This is a genomic window from Segeticoccus sp. (genome assembly GCF_035708005.1).
Genome location: NZ_DASSTI010000168.1, coordinates 26,648 through 40,837, shown reverse-complemented (window position 1 = coordinate 40,837; position 14,190 = coordinate 26,648). Strand labels below are relative to the sequence as shown.

Annotated in this window: 16 protein-coding genes, 1 tRNA gene and 1 pseudogene; 9 read left to right on the top strand and 9 right to left on the bottom strand. The window is 72.0% G+C overall.

Annotated features, from left to right (window positions below; translation table 11 throughout):
• Positions 1 to 150: pseudogene (locus VFL99_RS16115) on the bottom strand (serine hydroxymethyltransferase); the annotation flags it as partial.
• Between the two features lie 187 nt (positions 151 to 337).
• Between VFL99_RS16115 and VFL99_RS16110 the strand changes: the two are divergent.
• Positions 338 to 997 carry an SDR family oxidoreductase gene (locus tag VFL99_RS16110; RefSeq protein ID WP_325107372.1) on the top strand — a complete coding sequence of 220 codons (660 nt, stop codon included), beginning with the start codon at positions 338 to 340 and terminating at the stop codon, positions 995 to 997.
• Positions 998 to 1,084: 87 nt separating this feature from the next.
• Here VFL99_RS16110 and VFL99_RS16105 read toward each other — a convergent pair whose 3' ends face one another.
• The 5 genes from VFL99_RS16105 to VFL99_RS16085 form a co-directional block, all read right to left on the bottom strand.
• Entirely contained in the window at positions 1,085 to 2,137 is a 1,053-nt protein-coding gene (locus VFL99_RS16105; RefSeq protein WP_325107371.1) for a threo-3-hydroxy-L-aspartate ammonia-lyase, read from the bottom strand.
• 177 nt (positions 2,138 to 2,314) lie between these two features.
• Positions 2,315 to 3,433 (bottom strand): 5-methyltetrahydropteroyltriglutamate--homocysteine S-methyltransferase, encoded by a 1,119-nt coding sequence (locus VFL99_RS16100; RefSeq protein ID WP_325107370.1) that lies wholly within the window; start codon positions 3,431 to 3,433, stop codon positions 2,315 to 2,317.
• Positions 3,434 to 3,470: 37 nt separating this feature from the next.
• A complete protein-coding gene (locus tag VFL99_RS16095; RefSeq protein WP_325107369.1) occupies positions 3,471 to 4,121 on the bottom strand; it encodes a DsbA family oxidoreductase in 651 nt (216 codons plus the stop codon).
• 153 nt (positions 4,122 to 4,274) lie between these two features.
• Positions 4,275 to 4,364, bottom strand: a tRNA-Ser gene (locus VFL99_RS16090).
• 13 nt (positions 4,365 to 4,377) lie between these two features.
• A complete protein-coding gene (locus VFL99_RS16085; protein ID WP_325107373.1) occupies positions 4,378 to 4,812 on the bottom strand; it encodes a nucleoside deaminase in 435 nt (144 codons plus the stop codon).
• 79 nt (positions 4,813 to 4,891) lie between these two features.
• Between VFL99_RS16085 and upp the strand changes: the two genes are divergently transcribed.
• On the top strand, positions 4,892 to 5,533 hold the full coding sequence (gene upp / locus VFL99_RS16080; protein ID WP_325107368.1) for a uracil phosphoribosyltransferase: 642 nt from the start codon (positions 4,892 to 4,894) through the stop codon (positions 5,531 to 5,533).
• 134 nt (positions 5,534 to 5,667) lie between these two features.
• Here the strand turns inward: upp and VFL99_RS16075 are convergent, their stop codons facing one another.
• Both VFL99_RS16075 and VFL99_RS16070 read right to left on the bottom strand, forming a co-directional pair.
• Positions 5,668 to 6,360, bottom strand: coding sequence for a response regulator transcription factor (locus VFL99_RS16075; protein WP_325107367.1), 693 nt, complete (start codon positions 6,358 to 6,360; stop codon positions 5,668 to 5,670).
• Positions 6,357 to 7,469 (bottom strand): sensor histidine kinase, encoded by a 1,113-nt coding sequence (locus tag VFL99_RS16070; protein WP_325107366.1) that lies wholly within the window; start codon positions 7,467 to 7,469, stop codon positions 6,357 to 6,359. The genes VFL99_RS16075 and VFL99_RS16070 overlap by 4 nt, the downstream gene beginning before the upstream one ends.
• Before the next feature lie 61 nt (positions 7,470 to 7,530).
• Here VFL99_RS16070 and VFL99_RS16065 point away from each other — a divergent pair, with 61 nt between their 5' ends.
• From VFL99_RS16065 to nicT, 7 genes are all read left to right on the top strand, one after another.
• Positions 7,531 to 8,544 carry an ABC transporter ATP-binding protein gene (locus VFL99_RS16065; RefSeq protein ID WP_325107365.1) on the top strand — a complete coding sequence of 338 codons (1,014 nt, stop codon included), beginning with the start codon at positions 7,531 to 7,533 and terminating at the stop codon, positions 8,542 to 8,544.
• Positions 8,541 to 9,461 (top strand): ABC transporter permease, encoded by a 921-nt coding sequence (locus VFL99_RS16060; protein WP_325107364.1) that lies wholly within the window; start codon positions 8,541 to 8,543, stop codon positions 9,459 to 9,461. Before VFL99_RS16065 ends, VFL99_RS16060 begins: the two co-directional genes overlap by 4 nt.
• Positions 9,462 to 9,633: 172 nt before the next feature.
• Complete coding sequence (locus VFL99_RS16055; protein WP_325107363.1) at positions 9,634 to 10,035, top strand: DUF6069 family protein; 402 nt, start codon at positions 9,634 to 9,636, stop codon at positions 10,033 to 10,035.
• A 123-nt stretch (positions 10,036 to 10,158) separates the two neighbouring features.
• Entirely contained in the window at positions 10,159 to 10,407 is a 249-nt protein-coding gene (locus VFL99_RS16050) for a hypothetical protein (protein WP_325107362.1), read from the top strand.
• A 3-nt stretch (positions 10,408 to 10,410) separates the two neighbouring features.
• Entirely contained in the window at positions 10,411 to 11,250 is an 840-nt protein-coding gene (locus tag VFL99_RS16045; protein ID WP_325107361.1) for a PH domain-containing protein, read from the top strand.
• Between the two features lie 21 nt (positions 11,251 to 11,271).
• A complete protein-coding gene (gene def, locus VFL99_RS16040) occupies positions 11,272 to 11,841 on the top strand; it encodes a peptide deformylase (RefSeq protein ID WP_325107360.1) in 570 nt (189 codons plus the stop codon).
• A gap of 103 nt (positions 11,842 to 11,944) precedes the next feature.
• Complete coding sequence (nicT, locus tag VFL99_RS16035; RefSeq protein WP_325107359.1) at positions 11,945 to 13,090, top strand: Nickel transporter NicT; 1,146 nt, start codon at positions 11,945 to 11,947, stop codon at positions 13,088 to 13,090.
• Positions 13,091 to 13,114: 24 nt separating this feature from the next.
• Here nicT and VFL99_RS16030 read toward each other — a convergent pair whose 3' ends face one another.
• Positions 13,115 to 14,122: a pirin family protein gene (locus tag VFL99_RS16030; protein WP_325107358.1), complete on the bottom strand. Its 1,008-nt coding sequence runs from the start codon at positions 14,120 to 14,122 to the stop codon at positions 13,115 to 13,117.
• Positions 14,123 to 14,190: the final 68 nt, after the last annotated feature.

The following is a 14,190-nucleotide window of genomic DNA, read 5'->3' as shown; positions in this document are numbered from 1 at the left end:
CGACCCCTGCGCCGCCATCACCGACACCGGCGCAAAATTCTCGCTGGCAATCATCTCCAACGTCGACTCCTGCCGCTCCCGCTCCGCATCCAGCGCAGCCGCAACATCAGGATCAACCTCGGACAACGGGGCATTGAGCAGATTCGTCATGACCAGCCCTTCGGTAGCACATGGGAGCTTCGGCCACGAGACTACGGCCCACCCCTGAGGCACTGACAGACAGTGGGTGATCGTCCCAGCGGGTGGACGCCGAGGAAGGGTTCGCCGGGGCGGTCCGTTGGGGCGGACAAGGCCCCGCGCCCGCGGGAGCACGTTCCGACCTCGACAGGAGGCATCCATGGCACGTGTCGTCATCGTCGGCGGCCACGGCAAGGTCGCCCAGCAGCTCATCCACCAGCTCAGCGACCGCGGCGACACCGCGGTCGCCACCGTGCGCAACCCCGACCACGTCGCCGACGTGGAGCGGCTCGGCGGCCAGGCCGTGCAGGTCGACCTCGAGCAGGACGGTCCCGAGCGGCTGGCCGAGGTCTTCCAGGGGGCGGACGCGGTGGTGTTCTCCGCGGGCGCCGGCGCGGACGGCGAGGTCGAGCGCAAGCGGACCGTGGACCTGCAAGGGTCGCTGAAGAGCATCGCGGCCGCCGAGCAGGCCGGCGTGTCGCGGTTCGTGCAGGTGTCCGCCATCAGCGTGGACCGCCCGGTCGACCCGGGGGCCTCGGAGGTGTGGAAGGCCTACGTCGCCGCGAAGCGGGACGCCGACGCCGCGCTGCGCAGGTCGAGACTGGACTGGACGATCCTGCGACCCGGCGGGCTCACCGACGAGGAGGGGACCGGGCGGCTCCAGCTGGCCGACGAGGTCGAGCGGGGGTCGATCCCCCGCGCGGACGTGGCCGCCCTCATCGTCGCGGTGCTCGACGAGCCCACGTCGGTGGGCCGGCAGTGGGAGGCCGTCAGCGGCGACCAGCCGATCGCCGACGCCCTCGCCGCAGCCCTCGCCTGACGTCACCTCCCCCGACCGGGCACTGCTGGCGCGAGCCACCCGGCGCGCGCCGCGCCCCGCGCGCTCGCGCCAGCACTGCCCGGTTCGTCAGCGTGAGGTGAGCAGCGCGGCATACCGGTCGAGGTCGACGTTGCCACCGGAGACGATGACGCCGACCCGCTTGCCCGCCAGCTCGGGCGCGAGGTGTCGCAACGCCGCCAGCCCGAGGCACCCGGTCGGCTCGGCGACCGTCTTGAACGTCGCGGCGAGCATCCGCATCTGCTCGACCAGCTCGTCATCCGTGGCGGTCAGGATGTCGGTCACCCGCTCCCGGATGATCGCAAACGTCAGCTCGCCCAGGCTGGGGGTCTGCGCGCCGTCGGCGATCGTCTGCGGGGTCGCGATGGTGACCAGCTCGCCGCGGCGCAGAGCCTGGCGACCGTCGTCCCCGGCCTCCGGCTCGACCCCGTAGACGGCGCAGTCCGGCGCCAGGGCCCCCGCGCTGAGCAGCGAGCCGGACAGCAGCCCGCCGCCCCCGAGGGGCACGAGCAGTGCGTCGAGCGGACCGGTCTCCTCGAACAGCTCCAGGGCGGCGGTGCCCTGCCCGGCGATGATGTCCGGGTGGTCGAACGGCGGCAGCACCGTCGCGCCCCGCTCGGCGGCGATGCCGCGGCCGATCTCCGTGCGGTCCTCGGCGTAGCGGTCGTAGCTGACCACCTCGGCGCCGTAGCCCTTGGTCGCCGCCACCTTGGTCGCCGGCGCGTCCAGCGGCATGACGATAGTCGCCGGCGTCTCGTGCAGCCGGGCCGCGAGCGCCACCGCCTGGGCGTGGTTGCCGGACGACCACGCCACGACGCCCGCGCGGCGCTGCTGCGGGTCCAACCGTGAAATGGCGTTGAACGCGCCGCGGAACTTGAAGGCGCCGACCCGCTGGACGTTCTCGCACTTGAGGTAGACGTGCAGTCCCAGCTCGGCGTCCAGCCGCCGTGCGGTGAGCACGGGCGTGCGGTGGGCGTGCCCGCGGATCCGCTCTGCGGCGTCCCGGACGTCGGCGAAGGTGGGCAGGGCGATCGGCTCGGTGGACTGGGGGTCCCGCTGAGGGCCCGGCTCGGTCGGCTGGGGATCTCGCTCGGTGGGCTGGCGGTCTGGCTGGGTGGTCACGCGGCCCAGTCTGCCCGCACCGGCCCGCGCCCGGCGCCGACCCGCCACCCCGCTCGATCGTTGCCCCGCATCATCGCCGTCGATCATTGTGACCTGATGGCCGCTATGGCGTGCAGAACGTCACAATGATCGGGGGCGGTGATCACCCCGGCCACCCCGGCCGCCTCGGCCGCCCCGTCAGCCCCACACCTCGGTCGCGGTCTCGACGATCAGCGCCAGCTTCGCCTTCTCCTGGTCGATGGTGAGGTCGTTGCCCTCGACCGTGGAGGAGAAGCCGCACTGCCCGGACAGGCAGAGCTGCTCCAGCGGCACGTACTTCGCGGCCTCGTCGATGCGCCGCTTCAGCTCGTCCTTGGACTCCAGCTCCGGCCGTTTGGTGGTCACCAGGCCGAGCACCACCAGCTTGCCCTCCGGCACGTAGCGCAGCGGGGCGAAGCTGCCCGAGCGCGGGTCGTCGAACTCACAGAAGAACCCGTCCACCTCGAGCCCGCCGAACAGCGCCTCGGCGACGAAGTCGTAGCCGCCCTGCGCCGTCCACGACGAGCGGTAGTTGCCGCGACACATGTGGGTGGTCACGGTCAGGCCCTCCGGCCGCCCGGCGAGGGCGGCGTTGATCTGGCGGATGTAGCGCTCGTGCTGGTGCTCGGCGTCGGCGCCCTTCTCCTGCAGCGCCGCCCGCTGGGCCGGGTCGTTGAGGTAGGCCAGGCTCGTGTCGTCCAGCTGCAGGTAGGTGCAGCCGAGCTCGGCAACTCCCCGCACCTGCTCGGCATACGCTCCCGACAGGTCGTCCCAGAACTGCTCGTCGTCGGGGTAGACGCTGCGGTCGATCGCGGCCGGACCGCCGCGGTAGTGGACCATGCTCGGCGAGGGGATGGTCAGCTTGGGAGTCCCCGAGGTGGCCACCGACTTCAGGAACGAGAAGTCCTCGCCGAAGATCGTGTGGTCCAGGCCGACCCTGCCGTCCACCGTGAGCGCGGCCGACGTGAAGTCGAGGTCGCCGGCGGCATTGTGGAAGTGCACCTCGATCTGCTGGTCCGTCCGGTGGATGCCCTGCAGCTGGTAGATGAAGTCCATGTGCCACGAGGTCCGCCGGAACTCTCCGTCGGTGCGGGTCTGCAGGCCCAGCCCGGCCTGCATGGCCACCACGTCGCGGATCGCCTCGTCCTCGACCCGGCGCAGCTCCGCGTCGTCGATCCGGCCGGCGGCGTGGTCCTCCCGGGCGCGCAGCAGTTCCGGTGGCCGCAGCAGGCTGCCCACGTGGTCGGCGCGGAACGGCGGGGTGGTGCGGGTGGTCATCGGGGGCTCCCTTCGCTCGTGCTCACAGGTGCTCGTCTCACGACAGCTGCTCTCCCAGCAGCTCGTCGACCCAACCGGCGTCGTAGGACCGGAAGTGCTCGACGTCGTCGACACCCGGGTTGGCCGCGAACGGCCCCTCCGCGGTCCAGAAGTGCGGGCTGCCCTGGACCTGCCCGTCCCCGGCGACCGCGAGGTCGGCGAAGACGGCAGCCCGTCCCGTCCCGGCGTGCAGTGCCGCCATCAGCCGGTCGGCATCCACCCCGGCGCAGCCGCGGGCGACGTCTTCGATGACCGGCAGCATGCTCACGCACCGCTGCTCGACGAAGTATGCCCGGCGCAACGCGGCATCCAGCGCGTCCGCGGCCTGCAGGCCCTGCACCTTGGCGGCCTGCACGGCCTCCATCGCGGGCAGCGTGGTCACCGGGTAGGCCCACTCCGGCCCGGTCCAGGTCGACCACCCCAGGTCGCTGCGCACCGCGGTGATCCGCTCCACCTCCTCGTCGTGCATCGGCTTGGCGGTGGGTTCCCCGTTGAGCAGCTCCAAGGGGAAGCAGCGGTGGTCGATGCGCAGGTCGGCGCCACGCTCCGCGGCCTGCCGGTGGAGGGTCTGCAGCGCCATGGTGGCCCAGGGGCAGGCGATGTCGGACCACACCGTGACCACGCCCGGCGTCGAGTTGTTCGGTGCCATGCCAACACCCTGCCCCACCTACCGCCCGCCGCAACACCGGCCGCCCGGTGACAGCCCCGACGCCCTGCCGCGACCCCCACACGACGAAGGCCCGCCCCGGCACGTGGCCGGGACGGGCGTCCTCGGGTGTCACGCCTCACCGGGCGAGGCGGCTGGCGGTGGCGGTGGGATTTGAACCCACGGTGGACTTCCGCCCACAAACGCTTTCGAGGCGTTCTCCTTCGGCCGCTCGGACACGCCACCGCCGGGCAGGCTACTAGACGCGGTGCGCGGCGAAGAAATCGAGCAGCACCTGCCCGCACTCCTCCTCGCGCACGCCGCCGACGACCTCCACCCGGTGCGTGGCGCGCCGGTCACGCACGACGTCCCACACCGAGCCGCACGCGCCCGCCTTCGGGTCCCACGCCCCGAACACGATCCGCTGCACCCGGGCGAGCATGGCCGCCCCGGCGCACATGGCGCACGGCTCGAGCGTCACCACGAGCGTGCAGCCCTCCAGCCGCCACTCGCCCACCTCCCGCGCCGCAGCTCGTATGCCGAGCACTTCCGCGTGCGCGGTCGGGTCACCGTCCACCTCGCGCCGGTTCCAGCCGGTGCCCAGGGTCCGGCCGTCCGGCCCGACCACGAGCGCCCCGACGGGGACGTCACCGGAGGGGAGGGACTGCTCGGCGAGGGTGAGCGCTCGACCCATCCACTCGGCATACCGGTCCCGCGGGGGCACGGCACTCGAACACGACGGAGGGACGGCGGGCACACGGTAAGTTTCCCGCATGCGTGTCCACGTCGCCGACCACCCGCTCATCGCCCACAAGCTCACCACGCTGCGCGACCGGCGGACCGACTCGCCGACGTTCCGGCGGCTGGCCGACGAGCTGGTGACGTTGTTGGCGTACGAGGCCACCCGGGAGGTGCGCGTCGAGCCGGTCGACATCCAGACGCCGGTGGCGCCGACCAGCGGCATCAAGCTGGCCTCGCCGAAGCCGCTCGTGGTGCCGATCCTGCGGGCCGGGCTCGGGATGCTGGACGGGATGGTGCGGCTGCTGCCGACCGCCGAGGTGGGCTTCCTCGGCATGGTGCGCAACGACCAGACGCTGGAGGCGCACACCTACGCCAACCGGCTGCCCGACGACCTCGACAAGCGGCAGTGCTACGTGCTCGACCCGATGCTCGCGACCGGCGGAACGCTCGCGGCGGCGGTCCGCTACCTCGTCGAGCGCGGCGCCGATGACATCACCGCCATCTGCCTGCTGTCGGCGCCGGAGGGTCTCAAGCGGCTCGATCAGGAGACCGAGGACCTGCACGTGCCGGTGACTCTCGTGACCGGGGCGCTCGATGAGCGGCTGGACGAGAACGGCTACATCGTGCCGGGTCTGGGCGACGCCGGCGACCGGCTCTACGGGGTCGTCGACTGACCGTCGAACTCGACCGACCGTCGACCTCGACTGACCGTCGGACTCGACTGACCACGCCGTGTGTGGCGTTTCGCCCCGGATCCGAGGCAGGAAACGCCACACACCGGGTGGTTGGTGGCCGGTGGGCGGGCGGGTCAGGGGCGGGAGCCGCCGACCAGGCCGAGCTCGAGGCCCTTGAGCACCGCGCGGGTGCGGTCGCGCACGCCGAGCTTGAGCAGCAGGCTCGAGACGTGGTTCTTCACCGTGCCCTCGGCCAGGTGCAGTGCCGCGGCGATCTCGCGGTTGCTGTAGCCGCCGGCGAGCAGCCGCAGCACCTCTCGCTCCCGCTCGGTGAGCGGGGTCGCCGGGCCGACACGGGCCTCCTCCGCCCGTGCCGGCGCACTGGCACCGTTGACGATCCGCTGCAGCAAGCCCTCGGTGACCGCCGGCTGCACCAGCCGCCCGCCGGCGGCCAGCGTCTCGATCGCGCCGACCAGCTCGGCGAGGCTGACGTCCTTGAGCAGGTAGCCCTGCGCTCCCGAGCGCAGCGACTCCAGCACCAGCTCGTCGTCGTCGAAGGTCGTCAGCACCAGCACGGGCGGGCGGAAGTCCTTGCCCACCAACGCCTTGAGCACGCCGATGCCGTCCAGGCGGGGCATCCGCAGGTCGAGCAGGACCACGTCCGGGCGCAGCTCGGCGATCCCCGCGAGCGCCTCCTCCCCGTCGCCGGCCTCTCCCACGACCTCAAGACCTTCGGCGAGGGCGAGCAGGCTGCGGATCCCCTGCCGCACGAGCGTCTGGTCGTCGACGAGCAGCACCCGGATCGGTGCTGTCAGGGGGTCGCTCATGCCACCACCGGCAGCCGCGCCTCGACCCGGAACCCGTCGCCGCGACCACCCTCATAGCTGAGCCGTCCACCCAGCGCCGCCAGCCGCTCCTGCATTCCGGACAACCCGTTGCCCGCGGTGAACTCGCCGACGCGGTGCCCGTCGTCACGGACCCGCAGCACCGTCTCTCCATCGACCACGGCGAAGTCGATCCACAGCTGGTCGGCGTCGGAGTGCCGCATCGCGTTGGTGATCGCCTCCTGCACGCACCGCAGCAGCACCTCGCGCTGCGCGTCCGACACCTCCGGTATGCCGTCACTCACCTGGACGGACACCTGCGGCTTGGGGACGGCAGCAGCCATGTCCTGCAAGGCGGTCCGCAGATCCGGGGTGGAGTCGCGGAGCTGGCCGACCACCGTGCGCACGTCGCGCAGCAGCTCCTTGGCGATGGTGCGCGACCGCTCGACCGGCTCGACCGCGGCGCCGTCGGCGAGGTGTGCCGCCGCCTCGAGGTTGACCGCGAGCGCCGTGAGCTGGTGACCCACGAGGTCGTGCAGGTCGCGGGAGATGCGCAGCCGCTCGGCGGACCGGCTCGTCTCGGCGAGGCGGACGTGCGCCTCCGCGAGCTCCGCATTCGCCTGCTCCAGCTCCTGGTTGGCACGGCCCACCTGCCGGCGGCCGTCGACGAGCAGCGCCGCGAAGACCATCCATGCGCCGTAGAGCACCACCCCGACCAACGGCAGCATCGACGTGGTGTTGCTGAGGTAGCCGAACGCCAGGATCGCCACGAGCGTTCCGATGACCGGGAACGTGACCCGCAGCGGCGTCACGTAGGACACCACCATCGCGAACACCACCATCGGCAGCGGCGCGAGCGGGTAGTCCGGCGCGATCAGGAAGAGCGCGACCGTGGCGGCCGCGATCGGCGGGAGGAGCCACCGCACCTGTCGCAGGTTGAGCGGGGAGAACTGTGTGGTGAAGATGCAGACCCCGGCCACGACATAGCACAGCCACCACCACGGGTTGCCCCGCACACCACCGGCCATGTCCGGGGAGAGCGCCGGCGCGCCGACGACGAGCCACATCACCACGCTGGCGATGTCGAAGACCCGCTCCACCCGGCAGCTCACCCCTCGAGCGTAGGCCGTGCCAAGCCGTCTCGACAGGTGCCGGAAGTCATGGGTGGGAGTCATGACCTGCGGCACGCGCGCGGCATACGTCCTGGTTCCTACGTTCATGGGCATGCAGGTGATCGAGGCGCGCGGGTTGCGCAAGGTGTATGCCGACACGACGGCGGTCGACGACGTCGACCTGACCGTCGGGCCGGGTGAGGTCGTGGCGGTACTGGGGCCGAACGGGGCCGGGAAGACGACGACGATCGAGCTGTTGCTGGGGCTGCGACGCCCCACGGGAGGGACGGTGCGGGTGTTCGGCCAGCCGCCGGAGCACCCGGCGGTGCGCGCCCGGGTGGGGGCGATGCTGCAGGACAGCGACGCGCCCGACTCGCTGACCGTTCGCGAGCTGGTCGACCTGGTCGGGCACTACCACCCGTGGTCGCTACCCGTCGACGAGGTGCTCGAGCGGGCCGACCTGGCCGGCGCGGCGCGGCTGCGGGTCGGGCAGCTGTCGGGCGGGCGGCGGCAGCGGTTGTCGTTCGCGCTGGCGATCGTCGGCGACCCGGACCTGCTGTTCCTCGACGAGCCGACGTCGGCGCTGGATGTCGGTGCGCGACAGGCGTTCTGGGTGCAGATGCGCGAGCTCGTCGGCTACGGCAAGACGGTGCTGTTCTCGACGCACCAGCTGCACGAGGCCGACCAGCACGCCGACCGGGTGGTCCTCGTGCACCGCGGTCGGGTGGTCGTGGACGGGCCGCCGGCGCAGGTCCGGGCCACCGTCGGCGGGTCGACGGTGCGGCTGCGGACGGACGCGCCGGCCGGCTGGGTCGAGGCGATGCCCGAGGTGCGGCACGTGGCGGTCGAGGCCGTCGCCGGTCCCGGCTCCGACGGGCTGGCACGGCTGGTGGTCCGGGCGACGACCGCCGAGCCGGTGCTGGCGCGGGTGTTCTCGGGCGGGTACGCCGTCGCGGGACTCACCGTCGCCGAGGCCAGCCTCGAGGAGGCCTTCCTGCACCTGACGGGGGACGACGAACCAGGCGACCAGCCGGTTGCGGCGGCCGCCTCACGGGAGACGGGAGTGTCGGCATGAGCGCCCCGGAAAGACTCGAGATCGGTCGGGAAGTCCCGAGTTCTGCGGGAAAGTCCCGAGATCGACGACGGGGGAGCACCTGGCGGCTGCTCGGCACCCAGGTGCTCGCCGAGGTGCGCCGGTTCCGGCGGGTGCCGGAGTACGTCATCGGCGTCGTGGCGATCCCGGTGATCCTCTTCGCGATGTTCGGGCTGCCCGGCGGCCACACCCGCCTGCCCGGGGGGACGGCGGTGGGGGCGCTGACGCTGGTGTCGTTCGCCTGCTTCGGGGTGGTGAACCAGGCGCTGTTCTCCTTCGGCGCCGAGCTCGCGGGCGACCGCGGCAAGGGGTGGCTGCGGCGGCTGCGCGCGACACCGATGCCGATGTGGGTCTACTTCGCGGGGAAGCTCGCGATGAACCTCGTGTTCACGGCGGCGATCCTGGCCGGGACCGTGGCGGTGGCGCTGGTCGGGGGGATCCGGCTGGACGCGGCACGGGTGCTGCTGGTGGCGGTGGTGCTCGGGTTCGGCTGCGTGACCCTCTCGCCGATGGGCGCGGCGATCGCGTACTGGGTCCGGCCGCGGGCCGCCTCGACCATCGCGAACCTCGTGTTCCTGCCGCTGTCGTTCGCCTCCGGGCTGCTCTACCCGATCGGGGCGCTGCCCGGGCCGCTGCAGCAGTTGGCGCCGTGGCTGCCCACCTACCACCTCGGCCACCTGGCGTGGACCGCGATGGCCGCCCGGCCCGAGGACCTCGGCGTGTTCGGCGGCTCGGGGGCCGAGCACGCCGGGTCCGGTGCTGGTGCCTTGGGGATCGACGGGCTCGGCGGCACCGCCCACGTCCTGCTCGACGTGGCGGTGCTCGTCGGGTGGGCGCTGGTGTGCGCGGCGGTGACGGTGGCCGGCTACCGCCGGGACCTGGACCGCGAGCGCGACTGACCTGCGACCGGGGCGACCTGCGAGCCGGAGCGACCCGCGAGCGCGACCTGCGCGACACCGCCGCCCACCGACCTGCCCGAGGCCAACCGAACGAGACCAACAGAACGAGACCAACAGAACGAGACCAACCGAACGAGACCAAGCGCACCAGACCAACGGAAGGGGAACCGACATGTGGCACCAGCGCAGCCGCACCCGCACACGAGTGCTGACCGTCCTCGCAGCGCCGAGCGTGGCGCTCGCGGCGTGGGCGGTCGTCCGGGGGCTCGGCACGGACCTGGTGACCGACGACGGTCGGGCCGTCGGCGCCGCCTCCGTGGTCGTCGTGTCCCTCCTGGCCGCCCTCGCCGGCTGGGGCGTCGTGCGCCTGCTCGAGCGACACACCCGCCGTCCGGCCCTCGGCTGGGGCCTGGTCGCCTCGGCGACGCTGTCACTGTCGATCCTCGGGCCGAGCACCACCGCGAGCGGCGCGGCGCTGGTCGGGCTGGTGCTGCTGCACCTCGTCACGGCGGCGGTCGTGATGGGCGGGTTCAGCGCCTCGTTCGGCCCCGCGTGGCCGGCGCACCACTCCTGAACCGTCCGCTCAAACGTCGGCTCAGCTCCTGAACCACCCGCTCCCGCGCCCCCCGGATCACCGGTCGGTGCCTCGGCGCGCCTGCGCCGGGGCACCGGCCTGCTTTGGCAGCATGGTCCGGAGGTGCGGCCCGAGCTGCCCACCGCACCACCCGGCATACCGCCACCGACCGACGACACCAACCGGACCAAGGAGCCGATCGTGCACAACGTGAAGAAGGTCGTGGGCTGGCTCCTCGCTGCCTTCCTCATCTACGCGATCTTCACCTCGCCCGGCCGCGCGGGCGACATCGTGCACACCTCGTGGGAGATCGTCTCCCAGGGCTTCTCGAGCCTCGGCAGCTTCTTCGACGCCGTCCTGAACCGGGGTTAACGGGTGCGGGCGCAGGCTGCCCTCGCCGACCGCCGGGTGCTACGGCGCTACCTGCTCGACGGGGAGCACGTCATCACCGCGGTGCACCAGCACTGGGGCAAGGTGGCCGAGCCGGTCCTGACCGCCCTCGCCGCGCTCGTCGTGGTCCTGTGGCTCGACACGGTGATGCCGGGCAACCTCGGCCTGATCGTCTCCGTGCTGTGGTGGGCCTGGCTCGCCGTCGTCGCACGGATGGTCTGGCGGCTGCTGGAGTGGCGGCACGACTGGTTCGTCGCCACCGACAAGCGGCTGCTGCTCACCTACGGCCTGATCACCCAGAAGGTGGCGATGATGCCGCTGAAGAAGGTCACCGACATGACCTACAACCGGTCGCCGCTCGGCCGGCTGCTCGGCTACGGCACCTTCGTCATGGAGAGCGCCGGGCAGGACCAGGCGCTGCACCACATCAACTTCATCCCCCGTCCGGACCACACCTACCGCTCGATCTGCGCCGAGATCTTCGGCGTCGAGGACCATGACCGGGTGGACACCGAGCCGTTCGAGGAGGACGACCGCTTCGGTCACGGCAGCGGTATGCCGGGAGCCGGCTGGGCTGCCCGCGCCGACGACGTGCCCGGCCAGGGGCGTTCGAACGAGTGGCGGGCGCGCGAGTGGCACTCGACCGAGGAGGCGCACCGCTCGATCGGGCAGGACCCGTCGCAGCCGATCCCGCTGCGCCGCGAACACCCCGGGCGGTCGCTGTACCGCAGCCCGGACCCGGACAGCGGCCGGTCGCGACACCGTGACGAGGACGAGACCGGCCCCCTCCCCCAGCCGCCGTGGCCGCCCGACGAGGACCTGTAGCGGACTTTGTAGTGTCCTCGCGTGGCAGTTCGCGAGATCACCGTCGTCGGGCACAAGGCCCTCCACCAGAAGACCCGTCGCGTCAAGGAGGTCACCGACGAGCTGCGCGTGCTCGTGGATGACCTGTTCGACACGATGGAGGCCGCCGACGGGGTGGGTCTGGCCGCGAACCAGGTGGGGGTGCGGCTGCGGCTGTTCGTCTATGACCTCGAGGAGGACGGCGAGCGTCACCGCGGCCACGTGATCAACCCGGTCCTCACCACCGGCGAGCTCTCCCCCGGGCCTGCCGACCCGGACGACGACACCGAGGGGTGCCTGTCCGTGCCGGGCGAGGGCTTCCCGCTGAAGCGGGCCGACTGGGCCAAGGTCACCGGCACCGACCTCGACGGCAACCCGGTCGCGATCGAGGGCACCGGCCTGCTCGCCCGCTGCCTGCAGCACGAGACCGACCACCTCGACGGGCGGCTCTACATCGACCGGCTCGCCGGCACTTGGCGCAAGCAGGCGCAGCAGGCGATCAAGGAGCGCGGGTGGGAGCGTGACCGCATCCTGAAGTGGGACCCCTCCACGCAGAAGGCCGACCGCGTCTGACGCGACGGGCACGGCACGCGACGGGCACGGCACGCGACGGGCAGGCATACGGCTTATTGCAAACGACTTGCAACAAGGACCCTGCGTCCCTACGGTCGAACCCGTGAGTGTGCAGACAGCCCCGCGACGCACTGAGGACTCCAGCGGCGGAGGGGTCCGCTGGCACGCCACCGGCGCCGAGCGGCGCAGCCTGTTCGGCATGGGCGGGTTCATCCTGCTGCTGCACGTCCTCGGCTGGGGCGTGCTGCTCGCCTTCGTCGCCCCGCACGGCTACGACGTCGGCGGCCAGCTCTTCGGAGTGGGCCTGGGCATCACCGCCTACACCCTCGGCATGCGGCACGCCTTCGACGCCGACCACATCGCCGCGATCGACAACACCACCCGGAAGCTCGGTGCGGGCCCCGACGGCCGCGGCCTGCCGCAGGGCCGGCGCCCGATGAGCGTGGGCTTCTGGTTCAGCCTCGGCCACAGCTCGGTGGTCTTCGTCATGGTGGCGGCGCTGGCCTTCGGCGTGCGCGCGCTCGTCGGCTCGATGGAGAACGACCAGTCCGGCCTGCAGCAGGTCACCGGCGCCTGGGGCACCTCGGTGTCCGGGGTCTTCCTGATCCTCATCGGTCTGGTCAACCTCGCCGCCCTCATCGGCATCCTCAAGGTCTACCGGCAGCTGCGCCGCGGCCACTACGACGAGGCGGCCCTCGAGGAGCAGCTCGACAAGCGCGGCTTCGTCAACCGGTTCCTCGGCCGGGTCACGAAGGCGGTCGACAAGCCCTGGCACATGTATCCGGTCGGCCTGCTCTTCGGCCTCGGCTTCGACACCGTCACCGAGGTCGGGCTGCTCGTCGTCGCCGGCGGGGCCGCGGCCGCGATCCTGCCCTGGTGGGCCATCCTGACCCTGCCGATCCTCTTCGCGGCCGGCATGTCCCTGCTCGACACGATCGACGGGGCCTTCATGAGCTTCGCCTACGGCTGGGCCTTCGCCAAACCGGTCCGCAAGATCTACTACAACATCGCGATCACGTCGCTGTCGGTCGCCGTCGCGCTGATCATCGGCGGCATCGAGATCGTCTCGATCCTCACCGAGAAGCTGGGGCTGCACAACGGCCTGCTCACCGCGATCGCCTCGGTCAGCCTCGACCAGGTCGGCTACTGGATCGTCGGGCTGTTCCTGCTCACCTGGCTCGTCGCCCTCGCGTTCTGGCGCTGGGGCCGGGTGGAGGAGCGGTGGGAGGCGCGCCTCACCACCGACTGAACCACCCGGCATACGGCGGTTGCGTCAGCTGACGCCGCCGACGTCCCCGTGCGGCAGGTCGGCCGGGGAAGCGGCCGGGACCGGCTGGCCGAGCCGCCCGCCCTGGTAGTCCTCGAAGGCCTGGACCAGCTCGGCGCGGGTGTTCATGACGAACGGTCCCGCCCAGGCGACCGGCTCGCGGATCGGCGCGCCGCCGAGGATCACGACGTCGAGCCCCGAGGCGTAGCGGGCCTGCTGCGAGGCGGCCGCGGACAAGCGCAGCGCCCCGCCACTACCCGGTCCGCCCATGACGGCCAGCTGGCCGGTCCCGATCGGCGTCTGCTGCGGACCGACGAACCCGTCCCCGCTCATCACGTAGACCAGGGCGTTGAAGTCCGGCCGCCACGGCAGCTCGAGCTCCGCGCCGGGCGTGACGGTCGCGTGGATCATCGTCATCGGGGTGTGCGTGGACCCGGGCCCCTGGTGACCGGCGACGTCGCCGGCGATGACGCGCAGCAGCGATCCGCCGTCGTCGGAGGACAGCAGGGTCACCTCACCGGAGCGCAGGTCCTGGTAGCGCGGGGTGGCGAGCTTGTTGCTCTTGGGCAGGTTCACCCACAGCTGGAACCCGTGGAAGAGCCCACCGGAAACCACGAGGTGCTCCGGCGGCGCCTCGATGTGCAGGATGCCGGCGCCGGCGGTCATCCACTGGGTGTCCCCGTTGCTGATGGTGCCGCCACCGCCGAAGGAGTCCTGGTGGTCGAAGATGCCGTCGATGATGTAGGTCACGGTCTCGAACCCACGGTGCGGGTGCCACGGGGTGCCCTTGGGCTCGCCGGGGGCGTATTCCACCTCGCCCATCTCGTCCATGTGGATGAACGGGTCGAGCAGGCGCAGGTCCACGCCGGCGAAGGCCCGCTTGACGGGGAAGCCCTCGCCCTCGAACGACGACGGCGCGCTGGTGACCGACACCACGGGGCGCTGGGTCTGCTCGGCAGTGGGCAGCGGCACCCGCGGCAACACGGTCAGGTCGGTGGGGGTCACGGCAGGCATGACAACTCCTCGAAGTAGTTTCGATTTCAACTATCCGCCACAACACCAGACCTGTCAACGTCATTCCC

Excerpts from the sequence above, each read along its gene's own strand:
- VFL99_RS16110 (WP_325107372.1), top strand. The coding sequence starts at position 338 with ATGGCACGTGTCGTCATCGTCGGCGGCCACGGCAAGGTCGCCCAGCAG.
- VFL99_RS16100 (WP_325107370.1), bottom strand. The coding sequence starts at position 3,433 with ATGACCACCCGCACCACCCCGCCGTTCCGCGCCGACCACGTGGGCAGC.
- VFL99_RS16095 (WP_325107369.1), bottom strand. The coding sequence starts at position 4,121 with ATGGCACCGAACAACTCGACGCCGGGCGTGGTCACGGTGTGGTCCGAC.
- VFL99_RS16085 (WP_325107373.1), bottom strand. The coding sequence starts at position 4,812 with ATGGGTCGAGCGCTCACCCTCGCCGAGCAGTCCCTCCCCTCCGGTGAC.
- upp (WP_325107368.1), top strand. The coding sequence starts at position 4,892 with ATGCGTGTCCACGTCGCCGACCACCCGCTCATCGCCCACAAGCTCACC.
- VFL99_RS16075 (WP_325107367.1), bottom strand. The coding sequence starts at position 6,360 with ATGAGCGACCCCCTGACAGCACCGATCCGGGTGCTGCTCGTCGACGAC.
- VFL99_RS16065 (WP_325107365.1), top strand. The coding sequence starts at position 7,531 with ATGACCTGCGGCACGCGCGCGGCATACGTCCTGGTTCCTACGTTCATG.
- VFL99_RS16060 (WP_325107364.1), top strand. The coding sequence starts at position 8,541 with ATGAGCGCCCCGGAAAGACTCGAGATCGGTCGGGAAGTCCCGAGTTCT.
- VFL99_RS16055 (WP_325107363.1), top strand. The coding sequence starts at position 9,634 with ATGTGGCACCAGCGCAGCCGCACCCGCACACGAGTGCTGACCGTCCTC.
- VFL99_RS16030 (WP_325107358.1), bottom strand. The coding sequence starts at position 14,122 with ATGCCTGCCGTGACCCCCACCGACCTGACCGTGTTGCCGCGGGTGCCG.